This is a genomic window from Streptomyces sp. SPB074 (assembly GCF_000154905.1).
Classification (GTDB): domain Bacteria; phylum Actinomycetota; class Actinomycetes; order Streptomycetales; family Streptomycetaceae; genus Streptomyces.
In genome coordinates, this window is record NZ_GG770539.1 from 3,535,072 (window position 1) to 3,551,507 (window position 16,436).

Annotated in this window: 15 protein-coding genes, 1 pseudogene and 1 riboswitch; of the genes and pseudogenes, 6 read left to right on the plus strand and 10 right to left on the minus strand. The window is 72.3% G+C overall.

Going from position 1 to position 16,436, the window contains the following annotated elements; all coding sequences use genetic code 11:
• Window positions 1–84 precede the first annotated feature (84 nt).
• Window positions 85–943: pseudogene (locus tag SSBG_RS14580) on the minus strand (DMT family transporter).
• A 266-nt stretch (window positions 944–1,209) separates the two neighbouring features.
• On the opposite strand from SSBG_RS14580, the gene SSBG_RS14585 reads away from it, so the two are divergent.
• Window positions 1,210–2,625: a serine hydrolase domain-containing protein gene (locus SSBG_RS14585; protein ID WP_234010531.1), complete on the plus strand. Its 1,416-nt coding sequence runs from the start codon at window positions 1,210–1,212 to the stop codon at window positions 2,623–2,625.
• Window positions 2,626–2,802: 177 nt separating this feature from the next.
• Here the strand turns inward: SSBG_RS14585 and SSBG_RS14590 are convergent, their stop codons facing one another.
• The 7 genes from SSBG_RS14590 to SSBG_RS14620 form a co-directional block, all read right to left on the minus strand.
• A complete protein-coding gene (locus SSBG_RS14590) occupies window positions 2,803–3,255 on the minus strand; it encodes a GNAT family N-acetyltransferase (RefSeq protein ID WP_008746881.1) in 453 nt (150 codons plus the stop codon).
• 237 nt (window positions 3,256–3,492) lie between these two features.
• The gene (locus SSBG_RS14595; RefSeq protein WP_008746882.1) at window positions 3,493–3,972 is read right to left on the minus strand and encodes a MarR family winged helix-turn-helix transcriptional regulator; all 480 of its coding nucleotides are present in this window, start codon (window positions 3,970–3,972) and stop codon (window positions 3,493–3,495) included.
• 184 nt (window positions 3,973–4,156) lie between these two features.
• Window positions 4,157–5,038: a GNAT family N-acetyltransferase gene (locus tag SSBG_RS14600; RefSeq protein WP_050776775.1), complete on the minus strand. Its 882-nt coding sequence runs from the start codon at window positions 5,036–5,038 to the stop codon at window positions 4,157–4,159.
• A 295-nt stretch (window positions 5,039–5,333) separates the two neighbouring features.
• Window positions 5,334–5,816 carry an NUDIX domain-containing protein gene (locus SSBG_RS14605; protein WP_008746884.1) on the minus strand — a complete coding sequence of 161 codons (483 nt, stop codon included), beginning with the start codon at window positions 5,814–5,816 and terminating at the stop codon, window positions 5,334–5,336.
• A gap of 95 nt (window positions 5,817–5,911) precedes the next feature.
• A complete protein-coding gene (locus tag SSBG_RS14610) occupies window positions 5,912–6,832 on the minus strand; it encodes a LysR family transcriptional regulator (RefSeq protein WP_008746885.1) in 921 nt (306 codons plus the stop codon).
• A 206-nt stretch (window positions 6,833–7,038) separates the two neighbouring features.
• Window positions 7,039–8,157, minus strand: coding sequence for a cystathionine gamma-lyase (locus tag SSBG_RS14615; RefSeq protein ID WP_037871469.1), 1,119 nt, complete (start codon window positions 8,155–8,157; stop codon window positions 7,039–7,041).
• Between the two features lie 194 nt (window positions 8,158–8,351).
• Window positions 8,352–8,744 (minus strand): phage holin family protein, encoded by a 393-nt coding sequence (locus SSBG_RS14620; protein ID WP_008746887.1) that lies wholly within the window; start codon window positions 8,742–8,744, stop codon window positions 8,352–8,354.
• A 66-nt stretch (window positions 8,745–8,810) separates the two neighbouring features.
• On the opposite strand from SSBG_RS14620, the gene SSBG_RS14625 reads away from it, so the two are divergent.
• The 3 genes from SSBG_RS14625 to SSBG_RS14635 all read left to right on the plus strand — a co-directional run bounded on the left by SSBG_RS14625 (window position 8,811) and on the right by SSBG_RS14635 (window position 10,587).
• Complete coding sequence (locus tag SSBG_RS14625) at window positions 8,811–9,128, plus strand: cupin domain-containing protein (RefSeq protein ID WP_008746888.1); 318 nt, start codon at window positions 8,811–8,813, stop codon at window positions 9,126–9,128.
• 303 nt (window positions 9,129–9,431) lie between these two features.
• Window positions 9,432–9,650, plus strand: coding sequence for a DUF5326 family protein (locus SSBG_RS14630; protein WP_008746889.1), 219 nt, complete (start codon window positions 9,432–9,434; stop codon window positions 9,648–9,650).
• A gap of 481 nt (window positions 9,651–10,131) precedes the next feature.
• On the plus strand, window positions 10,132–10,587 hold the full coding sequence (locus tag SSBG_RS14635; protein WP_007824617.1) for an SsgA family sporulation/cell division regulator: 456 nt from the start codon (window positions 10,132–10,134) through the stop codon (window positions 10,585–10,587).
• Window positions 10,588–10,937: 350 nt separating this feature from the next.
• Here the strand turns inward: SSBG_RS14635 and SSBG_RS14640 are convergent, their stop codons facing one another.
• On the minus strand, window positions 10,938–12,473 hold the full coding sequence (locus SSBG_RS14640; RefSeq protein WP_037869788.1) for a YibE/F family protein: 1,536 nt from the start codon (window positions 12,471–12,473) through the stop codon (window positions 10,938–10,940).
• 71 nt (window positions 12,474–12,544) lie between these two features.
• Window positions 12,545–12,693: riboswitch (TPP riboswitch) on the plus strand.
• Between SSBG_RS14640 and thiC the strand changes: the two genes are divergently transcribed.
• Together thiC and SSBG_RS14650 are read left to right on the plus strand one after the other, a co-directional pair.
• Window positions 12,686–14,530, plus strand: a complete 1,845-nt coding sequence (gene thiC / locus SSBG_RS14645; RefSeq protein ID WP_037869789.1) for a phosphomethylpyrimidine synthase ThiC — start codon at window positions 12,686–12,688, stop codon at window positions 14,528–14,530. (Overlaps the previous riboswitch by 8 nt.)
• 115 nt (window positions 14,531–14,645) lie before the next feature.
• Window positions 14,646–15,086: a DUF2448 domain-containing protein gene (locus SSBG_RS14650; RefSeq protein ID WP_008746892.1), complete on the plus strand. Its 441-nt coding sequence runs from the start codon at window positions 14,646–14,648 to the stop codon at window positions 15,084–15,086.
• Between the two features lie 277 nt (window positions 15,087–15,363).
• Here the strand turns inward: SSBG_RS14650 and SSBG_RS14655 are convergent, their stop codons facing one another.
• The gene (locus SSBG_RS14655) at window positions 15,364–16,356 is read right to left on the minus strand and encodes a hypothetical protein (protein ID WP_037869790.1); all 993 of its coding nucleotides are present in this window, start codon (window positions 16,354–16,356) and stop codon (window positions 15,364–15,366) included.
• Window positions 16,357–16,436: the final 80 nt, after the last annotated feature.

Genomic DNA, 16,436 nt, shown 5'->3' on the forward strand with positions numbered 1-16,436 from the left:
CCGTGTCGAGCAGAGATGTGAGGGCCTGGGAGAAGAGATCCACCAGGGCAGGCTACGCGGCGGAGGCCGCAGCGCAGGGGTCTCTCAGGAGGCGAGATCGCGGATGTGGGGAACCGCGCGGGGCAGCGTGAGGACTCCGGCGGCGATCAGCGCGACGCCGAGCAGTTCCGGCAGGACGAGCCATCCCAGGGTGGAGGCGCTCCTGGAAGACGAGGACGCCGAGCAGGAGGCTGACGGAGGCGTCGCCGATCGTGAGTGCGGGCTGGGAGGCGGCGAGCGACCCCGCTTGCAGCGCGTTCTCCAGGAGCAGGAGGGCGGCCATGCCGGTGAGGGCGAAGCCGTAAGTCTGCCAGGAGGTGAGGAAGGCGCCCGGGCCGTGGTCGGCGAAGGTGCGCGTCGCTGATTTGAGGAGCGCGGCGGTCAGCGCGTTGCCCACGACCGCCGCCACACCGAGGACGGTCGCGCGCAGCAGCGAGGAGCGGGAGCGACGGGCGACGAGCACCATGAGCCCCATCACCGCGAGGCACAGGGCCACGGCCGGAATCCAGCGGGCGGCCGGGGCCTGACTCGTGCCACCGTGCGGAGCCGCGCAGCCGAGCAGCAGGACGAGCCCCGCGACGACACCTGCGACCGCGTACCAGCCGGTCACCGGCATCCGGCGGTGCAGCAGCGGCAGCCCGATGAGCAGGGCGAACGGCAGCTCCAGGATGAAGACGGGCTGGACGAGCGCGAGCGGCCCGTTCGTGAGGGCGAGTGCCTGGAAGAACGCGGCCCCGATGACGCCGCCGATGCCGAGGAGCCAGGCGCGCCGGCGGGCGAGCGCGAGGACGAGACGCAGCCCCCCGCCCTCGGGCTGCCCGGCGGCGGCCTTGCGCTGAAAGGCCGTTCCCATCGCGTCGCTCGCGGCGCCGAGTACGGCGAAGACGACAGCCAGGATGATCACACCGGTTCCGTCCCCGCCGCTCCATCTCGTCTCACGCCCGGTACCCCGAGGTCCGCCCTACGAAGGACGGCTCATGGGTGAGCGGACCGGGGATGCTCGGGGGCTGTCCAGGTGCTGCGGGCGGGGCGGTCCGGGTTGCCCAGGTGGTGGCGGCGGGCTGATCGGACTGCTCAGGGGCGGGGGAGGGTCCGGCCGGGCTGGTCAGGGGCTCGCAGCGGAGCGGCCGGGCTGGTGACGGCTCTCGGGCGGCGATTAGCGTGCGGGGCATGACTTCCATCGATGAGGCCGGCGAGGCGTCCGGCGTAGAGACGGGCACGGTGCCCGGCGGGCTCCTGGAGGGGACGCGGCGGGCTCTGCTCCGCAAGATCGCCGTGGCGCAGGCCGAGCAGCGGGTGCCGTCCGTCGTGGCGGCGGTGACGCGGGGCGGCCGGCCGGTGTGGTGCGGAGCGCGCGGCTCCGTGGACGGGCGCACCCCTGACGGCCAGGTGCAGTACCGCGTCGGCTCGATCACCAAGACCTTCACCGCCGTGCTCGTCCTCCGCTTGCGCGAGGAAGGACTGCTCGAACTGGGGCACCCGGTGGACCGGTACGTGCCGGAGGCCGCGCTGGGCCCCGAGGTGACGGTGCGCCAACTGCTCGCCCACACAGGCGGGCTGGCGGCAGAGACGCCCCCGCCGTGGTGGGAGCGGACGCCGGGGAGCCTGCGCCCTCGCCTCGCCGACGTGCTGGGCCCGGAGCCGTTCCGCCACGAGCCCGGGCTGCGGCACCACTACTCCAATCCGGGATTCACCGTTCTCGGCGCGCTCGTCGCCGCCGTGCGCGGGACCACCTGGGAGGAGGCGCTGCGCGCGGAGATCCTGGAACCGCTCGGACTGCGGCGGACCGGCGTACGGGCCGAGGCACCGAGCGCCGGCGGCTGGGCCGTGCACCCGTGGGCCGATCTGCTCCAGGAGGAGAAGGTCGAGGACCTGGGGCTCATGGCCCCGGCGGGGCAGCTGTGGTCCACGACCGCCGACCTCGCGCGCTTCGCCGACTTCCTGCTGCACGGCGACGAGAAGGTGCTGGGCATCGACGGGGTGCGTGAGCTGCGCACCCCGGCGGCTCCCGGCGACGGGTCCGGCGGGTACGGACTCGGTACCCAGCTCCTGCACCGCGAGGGCCGTGACCTGGCCGGGCACACGGGCTCCGTGCCGGGGTTCACGGCCGGGCTGTGGGTCTGCGAGGAAGAGGATCTCGGCGCCGTAGTCCTAGGCAATGCCACCTCGCAGCTCGGTGCGGGGACGCTCGCCGCCGAACTGCTCGAACTCGTGGCGGAGGCGGAGCCGCGCCTTCCCGAGCCGTGGCAGCCCCTGCCGCACGGAGACAGTGAGCTGCTGGCGCTCACCGGTCTGTGGTACTGGGGAAGCGATCCGGTCGCGGTGCGTCTCCGGGCGGGCGGGGGCCTCGAACTGGGCCCGGTGAAGGGCGGGCGCGGCTCGCGCTTCGTGCCCTCGGACGACGGGAACTGGGTGGGGCTCGACGGCTACTACGCGGGCGAGGTGCTGAGCGTGGTCCGGTTCCCGGGAGGCGAGGTGAGCCACCTGGACCTGGGCTCCTTCGTCTTCACGCGGGCGCCGTACGCGGAGGGCGGCCCCACGCCGGGCGGGGTCGTGGCCGAGGGCTGGCGAGGGCTGCCGGGCTGAGGCCCAGGGGATGTTTCACGTGGAACATGGGCGGACCCTCGCTTTCCGGCGCAGTGTTTCACGTGGAACATTGCCGTGGACGGGGCTCCCCGGGCGCTCGGCCCGAATGTTCCACGTGGAACATCCCGTGTGTCACGCCAGGAATGTTTCACGTGGAACATCCCTTTCGGCGGGGGCTCAGAGCGTCAGCTTGAAGCCGACATGCGAGTCCACGAAGCCGAGGCGCTTGTAGAAGCGATGGGCGTCGACGCGCGTGGCGTCCGAGGTGAGCTGTACGAGACTCGCGCCCCGGCGGCAGGATTCTTCGATGGCCCAGGTGATGAGGCGGGTGCCGAGTCCCGCACCACGGGCGGCGGCGGACACCCGCACCGCCTCGATGATCGTGCGGGTGGTGCCCTTGCGGGAGAGGCCGTGCAGCACGCTGAGCTGAAGCGTGCCCACGATCTCGCCGTCGCTCTCGGCCACGACGAGGTGCTGGTTCCTGTCCCCGTCCAGCCGGTCGAACGCCTCGTCGTACGGGGTGAGGTCGTCGGGGGACTCGCGCTCGGCACCGAGCGGGTCGTCCGCGAGCATCGCGACGATCGCGCCGATGTCGTCGCGCGTGGCCGGGCGTATGTGAAGGGTGCTCATGCCCGCGATCCTAGGGCGGCTCCCTGACGTCCCGTCTCGCTCGCGACGCCGGTACGCGCGCTCTGTTGCCGGGATCGACGGAGCAGACCGCACTGTGGGCACGCGTGTCTGCATTGCGCGCGCACGCCTTGGGCGCCGGGAGCCCCCTTTGACCGGACGGCGGGAGTGTGCGGGCACGCCCCAGGCCGGGCGTCGCGTCACTTTCCCCGGTCGACCGCCTCGCGTCGGCGCCGGGGCTCAGGCGGGCTCGCCGAGGAGCCGGGGCGAGGCGTCGAGCTGTTCCATGGCGGTGACGAGCGGGGCGAGCTGCGGATCGAGAGCGGCCTCGTCCAGTGCGGCGCGCAGGGCCGCGTCGTTGGTCGGACGGGCCTCCTCCAGGAGGACCCCGCCCGCGGCGCTCACGTCGGTGTAGATGCCGCGCCGGTCGGTCGGGCAGAGGTAGCGGGTCAGGAGGCCCCGGTCCTCCAGGCGCGTCACGAGCCGGGTCGTCGCGGACTGGCTGAGTACGACGGCCTCCGCGACCTGCCGCATCTGGAGGTGGCCGCCCTCGCCGTCGTGCTGGCGGCTGAGGACGTCGAGGAGGGAGTACTCCCGCACGCTGAGCTCGTGCGCCGCCTGGAGGGCGCGTTCGATGCGCGTCTCGATCCGGCTGTGCAGCAGTGAGAGGGCGGACCAGCTGTGCGCGAGTGCTGTGAGAGCAGGGTCGGTCGCCGTCATCGTTTCCTCCTCCGTCCGTCCCGGATGGCCTGGCCTGGGACACGTGTGAAATAACCAGTGATTGCAACTATACGGCGCCTGCAAATATTCCAGTCGGATTCCGGTCACACCGCCTCCGGAGCGCCCCACCGGAGAGAGGACCCGGCCCAGGGCGGCAGGGCGGGGGCCGGGCCCCTGCCCTCGCTCAGCCCGTCGCCGTGCTCAGGGGTGCGTACCGGCGGAGCCGGTCGCCGGGCAGCGCCGGGGTGCCGCGCAGCATGAGCCGGCTGCGGAGGACGGGGCGGAGCCCGTTGCGCGTGAGCCAGGCGCGCAGCTCCTCCTGGTGGTGCTCCAGCACGATCCGTAGCGGCGTGCGGACCTCGCGGGCGAGGTCGGCGACCAAGGCTCGCGCGAGCGCCGGTTCGCGGGCGACGAGGGGGCCGAGAAGGGCGGTGTGCGGCTCGGTGCGCAGCGCCGCGAAGCCCAGGACCTGGCCTTCGTCGTCCTCGGCGAGGCTCATCCCGTCGGCGAAGGCGGGGAGCCGGGTGAGCAGAGGGGTGCGGTCCAGGCCGAAGATCTCCCGGTCCACGTCCAGCAGGGCTCGCAGGTCCCCGGCGGTCGCCCGCCTGACCCGTACCCCCGGAACCGTCTCGACCCGTGCGAAGCGGCCCTCCAGGGTCTCGACGTCCCCCGCCGGCGCCGCGTGGAAGCCGAGATCCTCGTAGAGCGGTACCCGTTCCTCGCTCGCGTAGAGGGCGAGGGCCTCGACGGGCTCGTGCGCGATCACTTCGCCGAGCAGACGGCGGCCGAGGCCCTGCCCCGCGTGGTCGCGGTGCACGAGCAACATGCTGAGGACGGTCAGGCCCGGGCGCTCCTCCGGGCCGTAACGGTGGCTGACGCAGACGGCACGGAGCCCGCCGCGAGGGTCGTCGATGCCGTAACCGGTGCCTGCGGTCAGCAGCAGGGTCCACAGTCGCCTGTCCGGGTACCAGCCTCTGTTCTGCGCCAGCTCCAGGCAGTCGGGGAGATCGTGCAGGGTCAGCCTGCGGAGAGCCAGAGTGGCGGACGACGGAGGAGTGGGCAGCACGCGCTCAGGCTTACCGACGTCAGGGGGATGCGTCCACCCTCTTTTCGGACTACGGGCCCGTTCCGTGGTGAGGGATGTTTCACGTGGAACATCGCGTGACGTGGGAACAACGTCCGGATGCTCGCCGGATGACGCGAGTACGCCCGTGCCGCCTGCCCGGGGAGGCGGTTCCTGGGGTATTCGCTGCGGCGCTCCCGGTATGCGCCGCGCCTCCGCAGGCAGACCTCGCGCCTCCGCCGGAAGCCCCCGGGCCTCCGCCGGAAGCCCCCGGGCCTCCGTGGGCAGCCCCCGGGCCTCAGCCGAGATCCGCGTCGAGGAGGGCGAGGACCCCTTCGATATTGCCGTCGAGGTAGTGCCGCAAGGAGAGCGGGACGAGGTGGACGGAGGCGATACCGACGCGAGTGAAGGGGATGCGGACGATCTCGTAGGTTCCACAGGGTTGTTCCATCTCGGGTCCGTGCCGCTGCTCCAGATCCATGGACACGAGGCGGCAGACGAAGAAGTACTGGACCTTTACCCCGGTAGCGCCGCCATCCGCGCCGATGTGCTCGACCGTGTCCACGAAGCAGGGCACGACGTCGGTGATCTTCGCGCCCAGCTCCTCGTGCACCTCCCGGTGCAGGGCTTCGACGACAGTGGCGTCCTCCGGCTCCACGCCACCGCCCGGAGTGACCCAGTAGGGGTCGACGCCGGGCTTGACGCGCTTGATGAGGACAAGATCCTCGCCGTCGAGCAGGACGGCACGTGCGGTGCGCTTGACCACGGGGCGAACGGTCATGGAGGGAATGTGGCCCGAGTTGTTTCACGTGAAACATGCGCGCGCCAGGCGCTTGGAGGGCCGACGTGCGGCGCGGAGCGTGCTCCGGAGCGCGTTCACGCCCAGTCCGCCGCCGCGCGCAGCAAGCGGTCGTGGGCGCGGGAGAGGTGCGGCAGGGCGAGGGTGCCGGTACGGGCCACGAGGAAGTACGTACGCAGTGGGGCCACCGCCGGATCGCGCAGCAGCCGCAGCCGCCCCTCGGCGAGCGGGCCCGCGCACAGGTAGCGCGGCAGGACCGCGAGGCCCGCACCCGCGAGGACGCAGCCGAGCACCGCGCGCAGATCGGGGACGATCACCGCGCCAGTGCCCCGGGGCAGGGCGTCGAAGACGGCGGTCCAGTAGCGCGCGACGAGCGGCAGCGACTCGTGGCACTCCACGAAGGGAAGCCGCGGGGTGCGGCCGGGGGGCGTCTCGGCCGCCACGCCGCTGAGTGGTCCGGCGGGCTGCCGGTCCGCCCAGGCGGGCGCGGCGACGAGAACGAGTTCCTCGTCGCACAGCGCGGTGGCGGTCAGCAGCCCACCGCGGGGGCGGACGGTACTGATCGCGAGGTCGTGATGACCTGCGGCGAGCCCTTCCAGACTCTCCTGCGCCGTGCCGAACGTGGCCCGCACACCGAAGCCGGGGCTCTCGCCCGCGCCGAGGCCGCTCAGCGCGGGCAGGGCGCGTTCGGCGAGGAACTCCGGGGGCCCGGTGAGGTGGAGCGTACGGGCGTGACCCTTCCCGGCGTCGGCGCCGCACTCGGCTATCTCCACGAGCGCGTCGAGGTGCGGGGCCGCCTTGTGGGCCAGTTCCTCACCGAGCGAGGTGGGCGTCACCCCGCGCGCCTGGCGCAGGAAGAGCGGGCGGCCCACCTGGCGTTCCAGGGTTCTTATCTGCGAGGTCACCGCGGGTTGGGAGAGACCCAGCAGGGCGGCGGCGCGGGTGAAGGAACCGGCTCGGTGCACGGCGACGAAGGTGCGCAACAGGGCGAGATCCATCGCCACTGCCCCCTCCGGTGGTCGCGGGCCCGGAAGCGAGCCCGAGCGGTCAACGATAGATCTGGCGATACCCGGCCGTCTCTACGGTGATTGGACAATGACAGAAGGTCAACTAGCTTTGTTCGCGCTTCCCTTCACGGGAAAAGCGGGCGGCCCGAGCCACGAGGGGGGAGGCTCGGGCCGCTCCGCGCGCCCTGCGGTCCGGCTCAGCTGTCGCTTTCGTCCAGCGCACGCAGTACATCGGCCACCAGGTCGGCGGTGTCCTCGGCCCCCGCAGAGAGGCGGACGAAGCCGTCGGGGACCGCGTCCCCGCCCCAGCGGCGGCGCCGCTCGGCGGTGGAGCGCACACCGCCGAAGCTCGTGGCGTCCTCCACAAGCCGCGCGCTGTTGAGGAAGCGCTCGGCGTGCTCGCGGGAGGGCAGCGTGAAGCCCAGAACGGTTCCGTACCGGAGCATCTGCGCCGTCGCGAGCCGGTGCGCGGGGTCTTCGGGGAGACCGGGATAGCGCAGGGCGCTCACCCCGGGCCGTCCGCGCAGCGCCTCGGCGACCGCGCGCGCGTTGGCGTTCTGCCGGTCGAGACGCAGGGAGAGCGTCCCGAGCGAGCGGTGCGCGAGCCAGGTCTCCATGGGCCCCGGGATGGCGCCGATGATCTTGCGCCAGCGCCGTACGCCTTCCAGGAGCTCCGGGTCGCGCGTCGTCACGTGGCCGAGGAGGACGTCTCCGTGGCCGGTGAGGGCCTTCGTGTCGGAGGCGACCGAGAAGTCCGCGCCGAGGGCCAGCGGGCGCTGGCCGAGCGGAGTCGAGAGCGTGTTGTCGACCCCGACGAGCGCGCCCCTCTCGTGCGCGGCGGCGACGAGGCGCCGGATGTCGCAGACGTCGAGCCCGGGGTTCGAGGGCGACTCGATCCACAGCAGCCGCGCGCCGTCGAGCACGTCGAGCTGGGCGTCCTCGCCGGTGGGGGCGGTGCGCACCCGCACGCCGTACGCGGTGAGCTGCTCGCGGACCAGGGGCAGGACCTGGTAGCCGTCCGAGGGAAGGACGACGGTGTCCCCGGCCCGCGACTGGGAGAAGAGCACGGCGGAGATCGCGGCCATCCCGGAGGCGAAGAGCAGCGTTGCCGCCTCCTCCCCGGGGGCCTCCAGCTCGCTGATCGCGCTTTCGAGGTGCGTCCAGGTCGGGTTTCCGTCGCGCCCGTACGTATAGGGTCCGGCGACCTCCCCCGGCAGGTGGAAGTGAGCGGCGAAGACCGGGCCCGGCAGGGTCGGTTCGTTCCGTACCGCCTCGGGCAGCCCCGCGCGCACTGCCCTCGTTCCGTCGCCCGTCATGCTGTTCCTCTTCTCGTCCACTGCCGCTCCGGGACCCGCGGGGCCCGGACCGGACCGCTCGTCGCCTCACCCGCACCGCGCTGTGCCGGGCTCCCAGGATGGGGTACGGGGCGGCGGGCCCCCGAGGCGGCCCCGGACCTTGGCGGGCGCGTCCCGCCTCGGACGCGCGCCCCGCGTCAGACGCGCGCCCCGCGTCAGACGCGCTCGTCGTGGCGGCCGTCGCGCAGCGCCAACGAGACGGCCCAGGAGACGACCGCGACGATGAGCCCGCCGAGGACGGCGGTCCAGAAGCCACTGACGTGGAACGGCACGTCGATGACGTCGCAGATCCAGGACGTGAGCAGCAGCATGAGGGCGTTCACGACGAGCGTGAGAAGTCCGAGGGTCAGGATCAGCAGCGGGAGGGTCAGCAGTTGCACGAGTGGTTTCACCAGCACGTTCACGACGCCGAAAACCAGTGCGACGATAATCAGCGTCAGCGCCCTGTGGCCGGTGTTGTGGCCGGTGAGGGTGATGCCGTCGAGCAGCCACACGGCCACCGCGAGGGCCGCCGAGTTGGCGAGGGTCCTGAGCACGAAGGTCTTCATGGGCCGATCGTGACAGATGGTGCCCGGACCGGCGGCACCGGAGCGGCGAAGGGGTGGAGGAAGTCGATGAAGGCATTCCGGCTGGACGAACTGGACCTCGAACGGTCAGTGAACGACGGCGCGTACTTGCAGTTCCTGCGCGAGCGGAACATGTCCGTGGGCCTGTACGCGCTCGACGCGGGGGCTGCCGATCCGCAGCAGCCGCACCGGCAGGACGAGGTCTATCTCGTGGTGAGCGGCCGGGCCGCGATCACCGTGGGGCAGGAGACGACGGAGGTCGCGCGCGGCAGCGTCGTCTACGTACCGGCCGGGACTCCGCACCGTTTCCACCACATCAGCGAGGACCTGCGCGTCCTCGTCGTCTTCTCGCCGCCGGAGGGCTGAGCGGACGGGATGGGGCGGGCGGACGGGCGAGAGCCTGAGCGGTCCGGGGGCGGCCCTGAGCGCCTCCGGGGGCAACCCTGAGCGGTCCGGGGTCGGCCGCGAGCGTCCCGGGGGGCGACCCTGAGAGGAAAAGGCCAGCTCGGAGGGGGTTCTCTCAGGGTTCTCCGGGAAAACCGGCGCTGACCCCTAAGGGTACGAATCAGGGAAGAGCCAGGGTTGCCGACCGCCCTGCCGACGGGTTTTCCCGCCTAGCATCGAAGCAGGCCGGGCGGGACCCGGAGGTGGCAGAGGGAGGGAGCAACGATGAACATGCGGGAGCTGGTCGCGGATGTGCCGTGGTGGGTGAAGTGGGTGGCTGTCCCGCTCATCGCGCTGGCCATCTTCGGCGGGGTGATCGTCTCGATCCTGAGCGTGGTGGTCGGACTGCTCTTCAAGGTGCTCGTCTTCGTCGTCGTGGTCGCCGCGCTCGTCTTCGTCGTGCGGAAGGTCAAGGAGTCCTCGGGGCCAGGAGGCCGACGCTGACCGCCCGGTCCTCCGCCACGCGGTGCCGCGCCCGTCGCGCGGCCACCGGCGGGGGACCCTGCCTCACGGAGTTGACGGGACCACCCCGAATGGACGCGTTGCGTCACCAACTCCCGTCCCGGGGAGCGGCTTTGCCCTCCGCCGGTACATAGCTCTGCGTGACGCTTGGGCCGTCGGTGTCGCCGCCTGGGGCCGGTGTGTTCGTATGGTTCGTGCGGGCCGAAGGGGTGAACGTGGGGGAATCCTTGCGTGCCTTGCATGTGCGGACCGCTCGGGGGCAGCCGGAATACGGGTGATCGGTGGCGGGGATTCCACGAACCGCCCGACCGGAAACGGCTCGGACGGATTTTCCCTCACGTTTCTTACCGCAATCAGCAACAGCGGCCTCACGCGCTGTGATGTGATGTGTTCACTGAGCTAGATGTCAGGAGTGTCAGGGGACTTGCCCCTGGCAAGGTGACGGCAATCGACGGGGTTGGCGATGCGCGAGTCCGTACAGGCAGAGGTCATGATGAGCTTCCTCGTTTCCGAGGAGCTCTCGTTCCGTATCCCCGTCGAGCTTCGCTACGAGGCCGCCGATCCCTACGCGGTGCGGCTGACCTTCCACCTGCCCGGTGATGCCCCGGTCTCGTGGACGTTCGGGCGCGAACTGCTCGCGGACGGCATCGACGAGGCGTGCGGGGACGGGGACGTGCGGGTCTCCCCCGTGGAGCCGGAGCCCCTGCTCGACGGCGAGGGCCCCGGGGAACTGCACATCAGACTCCAGGTGGGCACCGACCAGGCACTCTTCCGGGTGGGCATGGCGCCGATCGTCGCCTTCCTCGACCGGACCGACCGGCTCGTCCCGCTGGGCGAGGAGCGCGCCTGTGCCGACTTCGAGAGCCACCTTGACGACGCCCTCCACCGCATCCTCGCCGAGGAGCCGAGCGCGGGCTGATCCTGCCGAAGCCCCACCCGTCATCCGGCCAAGGCCCGGCGCGCAGCGGCGCCTGGAACCACTGGCCCCGAGAACACCTGCGTACGACCGGCCCTGCGACCGGATCGCGTGTATCCGTGCCGTCCATGCGACCTGAGTCGCTTCCACTACCTCTGCCGTCCGTGTGACCGGATTGCCTGTACCGCCTGTGCCATCCGTGCGGTGGAACCGCCCCGTAGCACCGGTGGCGCCCGGACCCCCGTGCCCCCTACAGCACCGGTGTCGCCGGACCCCCGAACCACCCGCAGCAGCGGTGGTGTCCCGAGTCCGGAGCGACAGTCGTGCTCCTCGCGACCGCGACGGCGCCTGCCTCAGCGCTTCCTGCGGCGCCCACCGCCTCCGAGCAGCCGCCCCGCGAGCGCCGGACCGGGGACCTCGGCGCCCGCCAAAGTACTCCGGGCATCCTGCGGCGGATGCGGAGCGCGGTCCGCCGAGACCACGAGGGTCGCGAGCGCCGTCGTGACCGGCACCGAGGCGACCAGGCCGATCGAGCCCACGAGTGTCCGCACGATCTCCTCGCCGACCAGCTCGCTCGTCGCGACCGCGCCCACGTCGCTGCGCGCGAGCGAGAAGAGCAGCAGGAGCGGCAACGCCGCGCCCGCGTAGGCGAGAACCAGGGTGTTGACCACGGAGGCGATGTGGTCGCGGCCGATCCTGAGCCCCGCGCGGTACAGCGCCCGCCGCGTCATCCCGGGGTCCGCCTGGTGCAGTTCCCAGACGGCGGAGGTTTGCGTGACCGTCACGTCGTCCAGCACGCCGAGGGAGCCGATGAGCACCCCCGCCAGGAGCAGCCCGCTCATGTCGATGTGCGGGTAGAGCCCGTGGATGAGGCCCGTGTTGTCGTCGGTGTTGCCCGTCAGAGCCACCCAGCCGATGAAGAGCGAGCCCAGCACCCCGATGAGCAGGAGTGAGGTGAGGGTGCCGAGCACCGCGACGGAGGTGCGCGCGCTGAGGCCGTGGCACAGGTAGAGGGCGACGAGCATGATGGCGCTCGCGCCGACCACCGCCACGACGAGCGGGTTCGACCCTTCCAGGATCGCGGGCAGGATGAAGAGGGTCAGTACCCCGAAGCTCACCGCGAGCGCCACGAGCGCCATGAGCCCCCGCCACCGGCCCACCGCCACGACGACGAGTGCGAACACCGCGGCGAGCAGCACCATCGGCGGCGTACGGCCCACATCCGTGACGGAGTACTGGAGCGCGCGGGGCGCGTCGGGCGCGTAGGCGAGGACCACCTTCTGACCGGCGTGGAGCCGGCGCGAGGCGTCGGGGCGGATCAGTTCGGGGTAGCGGTGGCCCTTGTCCTTCCCCTCGGTGACCTCGACCGTCGCCTGCTCGCAGACGCCCGCCGCGTGCTCCCCCGAATCGCCGCCCGGTCCCGCGCCGTCCGCCGCAGGGGCGCCCGCGCCCCCTGGATCGGAAGCGCCCGTGCCGTCGGACTCCGACGCGCCCGCGCCGCCGCCCGAGGCCGGATCGCCGGTGTCGCCCGATGACGGGCCCGGCCCCGCGCCCCCGCCGCTCGCCTGCCCCGGCGAGCCGCCCCCGGGCGCGTCCTCGCAGCCGACGTGCTCGATGCCGGTGACCTTGCCGCTGACGGTCTGCCGGTCGAAGCCGACGCCTGACCGCTCGTGCGCGCCCGGGGCCCCGGGCCACAGCAGGACGAGCCCGGCGACGACGGCTGCGGCGAACGGCACCAGGACGGCCGCGATGACCGTGCGCAGCCGTCGCGAGCCAGGGCTCGCCGGTCCGTGGTGATGGCTGTGCTCGTGGCCCGGGGCGTGGGCGTGACCGGCCGCGGGCGAGGGGGACGGCGGGGGTGCCTGGGGCGTGGGAGGTGGCGTCGTCACCGGCCGATCATCGCAAGAACGGAGGGGGCCCTCTGGCCAGCACGCCAGGACGGACGCTAGCGTGGCCCGTGATTTGTCCCCGCGGGAGCTCGGAGCACCGGGCTGAGAGGGCGCTGATCCGCTCGTACGGCCGCACCCGCGGCCGGGGAGCGAACGGCTGCGCCGACCGCTGAACCTGTTACCGGGTAATGCCGGCGTAGGGAGTAGGTCTCATGACCACATCGGACGCGCACACCCCTGCCTCCGGGCAGCCGCGGACAGCCGCAGGACAGCCGGACACGGCTGCCGGACAGCCGCACGAAGCCACCGCACCCGCCCGCGCCCTCGGCGCGCACAAGGCGTACATCGAGGGTGAGCGGCCCGGGCTGCGGGTGCCCGTGCGGAGGGTGCACCTGAGCGACGGCCGCACGCTGACGCTGTACGACACCTCGGGCCCGTACACCGACCCGTCCGTCACCACCGACGTGCGGCGCGGGCTCGACACCCCGCGCGCGCCCTGGATCGCGGCGCGCGGCGACACGGAGACGTATCCGGGCCGGACCGTGCGGCCCGAGGACGACGGGCCGCGCCACACCGTCCCCCGGGGCGGCGCGCGCGACATCGACGCGATCTTCCCCGGGCGACCGCGCCGCCCGCGTCGCGCCCGCACGGGCGCGCCGGTGACGCAGCTCGCCTATGCGCGGCGGGGCGAGATCACACCGGAGATGGAGTACGCCGCACTGCGCGAAGGCATCGCGCCCGAGGTCGTGCGCGAGGAACTGGCCGCCGGACGGGCCGTACTGCCCGCGAACATCAACCACCCCGAGAGCGAGCCGATGGTCATCGGCAAGCGGTTCCTCGTGAAGATCAACGCCAACATCGGCAACTCGGCCGTCACCTCCTCGATCGAGGAGGAGGTCGAGAAGATGACCTGGGCGACGCGCTGGGGCGCGGACACCGTCATGGACCTCTCGACGGGCCGCGACATCCACACCACCCGCGAGTGGATTCTGCGCAACTCCCCCGTCCCCATCGGCACCGTGCCGCTCTACCAGGCGCTGGAGAAGTGTGGGGGGAAGGCGGAGGAGCTGAGCTGGGAGCTGTACCGCGACACGATCGTGGAGCAGGCCGAGCAAGGGGTCGACTACATGACCGTGCACGCCGGGGTGCGGCTCGCGTACGTGCCGCTCACCGCGCGCCGCACCACCGGCATCGTCTCGCGCGGCGGCTCGATCATGGCGGCGTGGTGCCTGGCGCACCACCAGGATTCCTTCCTGTACGAGCACTTCGGGGAACTGTGCGAGATCCTCGCCGCCTACGACGTGACGTTCTCGCTCGGGGACGGGCTGCGTCCGGGCTCCGTCGCCGACGCCAACGACGAGGCGCAGTTCGCGGAGTTGCGCACGCTCGGCGAGCTCACCGCGGTCGCTCGCGAACACGGTGTGCAGACGATGGTCGAGGGCCCCGGCCACGTACCGATGCACAAGATCAAGGAGAACGTCGAGCTCCAGCAGGAGATGTGCGACGGGGCGCCCTTCTACACGCTCGGGCCGCTGACCACGGACATCGCACCGGGGTACGACCACATCACCTCCGGTATCGGCGCCGCCATGATCGCCTGGTGGGGCACCGCGATGCTCTGCTACGTGACACCGAAGGAGCACCTCGGCCTTCCCGACAGGGACGACGTGAAGACCGGCGTCATCACGTACAAGATCGCCGCCCATGCCGCCGATCTCGCGAAGGGGCACCCGGGGGCGCGGGAGTGGGACGACGCGCTCTCCCAGGCGCGCTTCGACTTCCGGTGGGAGGACCAGTTCAACCTGTCGCTCGATCCCGACACCGCGCGGGCCTTCCACGACGAGACGCTGCCCGCCGAACCGGCGAAGACCGCGCACTTCTGCTCCATGTGCGGACCGAAGTTCTGCTCGATGCGGATCAGCAGGGACATCAGCGAGCGCTTCGGGGCGGGGAGCGACGTGGAGCTGAGCAAGGAGGAGATCGCGGCCGGGATGATAGAGAAGTCACGGGAGTTCGCCGCTTCGGGGAACCGCGTGTATCTGCCGCTGGCGGAGTGAGGGGGGTCCGTAGGCGGAGGCGGTCGCGCCCTCCGTGCTTGTGCCGGGACGGATATGAGCCCGTTCGCCGGCCGTTTGCGGGTTTCCTCCGGGGCTGAGCGGCAACCCGCAGGCCATGACTGGAGAGAACCCGCAGACCAAGCATCCCCGCGACGCCGTGGCCGCTTCGGCCGCCGTGCCCGGGACCGAGAATGCCCCGGTGACGTCGACGGTGTCTCAGAAGGCCGACGAGGCACTCTCCGCGGCCGGGGCGAAGACGGAGCAGGCCGCCGAGGCGGCGCGGGCGCAGGCTCGCGCCGCCGGAGCGGCGGGCAAACGTGTGGAGGAGAAGGCGAGGACGGGCGTGGACGCCGGGCGCCGCAAGGTGTCCGAGGTCTCGGAGAAGGCGGTCGCCTCGGCGGGCACCGCCTGGGACACCGTGCGCGAGCACAAGGTGGCCGTCACGAGCGCGGTCGCCGGGCTGCTGACGGTGGCCACGGCCTCGTTCCTCGCCGGGCGCAAGTCCGGGGTACGGGCGACAGGACCGCTCACGCGGCTGACCGGCGGAAAGCTGTAGCGCGGGAAGCGGTGCCCCGCGCGGCCCGATGTTCCACGTGAAACATGTGCTCGATGTTTCACGTGGAACATCGGGCTTTTCCGTGGGCGGCTTGCGTACTTGGTGGCGGCTGCGCTGCTCGGTGGCGGGGTGAATCGCTGGGGGCGTGGGCGTGGGCGTGGGCGTGGGCGTGGGCGTGGGCGTCGGCGGGGACTGGGGCGTGGCCCGGGATGCTCGGTGGGCGTGGCGTGGCGTGGGCGTCGGGGCCCGGCGATGTTTCACGTGGAACATCGCTCGCTCATTCCGGGCGGTGCTCCGGGCCGCCGAAGTCGGGGCTGCTGAAATCCGGGCTGGAGTAGCGGGGGCGTGAGGACGCCTCGCCGTCCGCCTCGGGGCTGCTGAAGCCGGGACGGTGGTAGCCGAGCCGGGGCATCCGGGACGGGCCGCCGCTGCGGCTGGGGACGGGGCGGTCGTCCGATGCCCGGTGCCCCTGGTCCGGAGGAACTTCCCGCTCCTCTTCCCGCGCCTGTTCGTGCCCGTCCGCGTTCAGTGCGTCCGCGTTCAGTGCGTCCGTGTTCAGAGTGTCCGCGTGCTCCGGGGAAGCGGTCTGCTGCTGGAAGAAGGGCAGGAACCCCTTTTCCACGAGGGCGCGCTGCCACGCGGCGCGGGCCCGGTCCATGTCCGCGGTCTCCGGATCGGGTGCGGTGGCTCGCCGACGGCGCGGATCGGCGGGCAGCGCCGTGGCTCCGTTGCGCAGGGCGGCGAAGAGCAGAGCGACCCCGGCGACGAGGATGGCGGCGGCCGCGAGGACGGCGAAGACCCAGCCCGCCGTGAGCAGCGCGTCGGCGATGACGCGCTCGCCGTCCACGAGCCGCAGCAGGTAGCCGATGAGCAGGAGCACGACGGCGGCGATCCCGGCGAGCACGGGCGTGAGCGCGGCGAGCACGGCGACCGCTCCGGCTCCGGACGCCTCGGTGACCTCGCCGATCGCGACGGCGAGCCCTCCGCCCTCCTGCGCGCGCACCGGGCCCTCGCCCTCCGAGGGGTTCCCGGTCGCTCGTATCCGTATTTCCTCGCGGATTCTGACGTAGTGCCGGTACTCGGGCGCGGCGCCGGCCGCGATGAGACTTGCCGAGCCGAGTGCCAGATCCCTCAGCCGAGCGGTGGGGAGCGGGTCGCCGGAATCGGGCGCCACGGGCCGTGGGACGGCCTGACGCAGGGCCTCGTCGAGGAGCCGTTCGAACTCCGGGTGGTCCTCGGGCAGCAAGTGCGGAGCGCTGTTCATGTGCATCCCCCGATGCTCCGTAGGACCAAGGCGCCCGCTGGGTGCGGGCAGAGGGCGGAAGCGGAGGAGAGCCTGCTACGGATAAG

What these genes read in the sequence shown, in the direction of transcription:
- SSBG_RS14585 (WP_234010531.1), top strand. Translation starts at nt 1,210, where the DNA reads ATGACTTCCATCGATGAGGCCGGCGAGGCGTCCGGCGTAGAGACGGGC.
- SSBG_RS14590 (WP_008746881.1), bottom strand. Translation starts at nt 3,255, where the DNA reads ATGAGCACCCTTCACATACGCCCGGCCACGCGCGACGACATCGGCGCG.
- SSBG_RS14595 (WP_008746882.1), bottom strand. Translation starts at nt 3,972, where the DNA reads ATGACGGCGACCGACCCTGCTCTCACAGCACTCGCGCACAGCTGGTCC.
- SSBG_RS14605 (WP_008746884.1), bottom strand. Translation starts at nt 5,816, where the DNA reads ATGACCGTTCGCCCCGTGGTCAAGCGCACCGCACGTGCCGTCCTGCTC.
- SSBG_RS14610 (WP_008746885.1), bottom strand. Translation starts at nt 6,832, where the DNA reads ATGGATCTCGCCCTGTTGCGCACCTTCGTCGCCGTGCACCGAGCCGGT.
- SSBG_RS14615 (WP_037871469.1), bottom strand. Translation starts at nt 8,157, where the DNA reads ATGACGGGCGACGGAACGAGGGCAGTGCGCGCGGGGCTGCCCGAGGCG.
- SSBG_RS14620 (WP_008746887.1), bottom strand. Translation starts at nt 8,744, where the DNA reads ATGAAGACCTTCGTGCTCAGGACCCTCGCCAACTCGGCGGCCCTCGCG.
- SSBG_RS14625 (WP_008746888.1), top strand. Translation starts at nt 8,811, where the DNA reads ATGAAGGCATTCCGGCTGGACGAACTGGACCTCGAACGGTCAGTGAAC.
- SSBG_RS14630 (WP_008746889.1), top strand. Translation starts at nt 9,432, where the DNA reads ATGAACATGCGGGAGCTGGTCGCGGATGTGCCGTGGTGGGTGAAGTGG.
- SSBG_RS14635 (WP_007824617.1), top strand. Translation starts at nt 10,132, where the DNA reads ATGCGCGAGTCCGTACAGGCAGAGGTCATGATGAGCTTCCTCGTTTCC.
- thiC (WP_037869789.1), top strand. Translation starts at nt 12,686, where the DNA reads ATGACCACATCGGACGCGCACACCCCTGCCTCCGGGCAGCCGCGGACA.
- SSBG_RS14650 (WP_008746892.1), top strand. Translation starts at nt 14,646, where the DNA reads ATGACTGGAGAGAACCCGCAGACCAAGCATCCCCGCGACGCCGTGGCC.
- SSBG_RS14655 (WP_037869790.1), bottom strand. Translation starts at nt 16,356, where the DNA reads ATGCACATGAACAGCGCTCCGCACTTGCTGCCCGAGGACCACCCGGAG.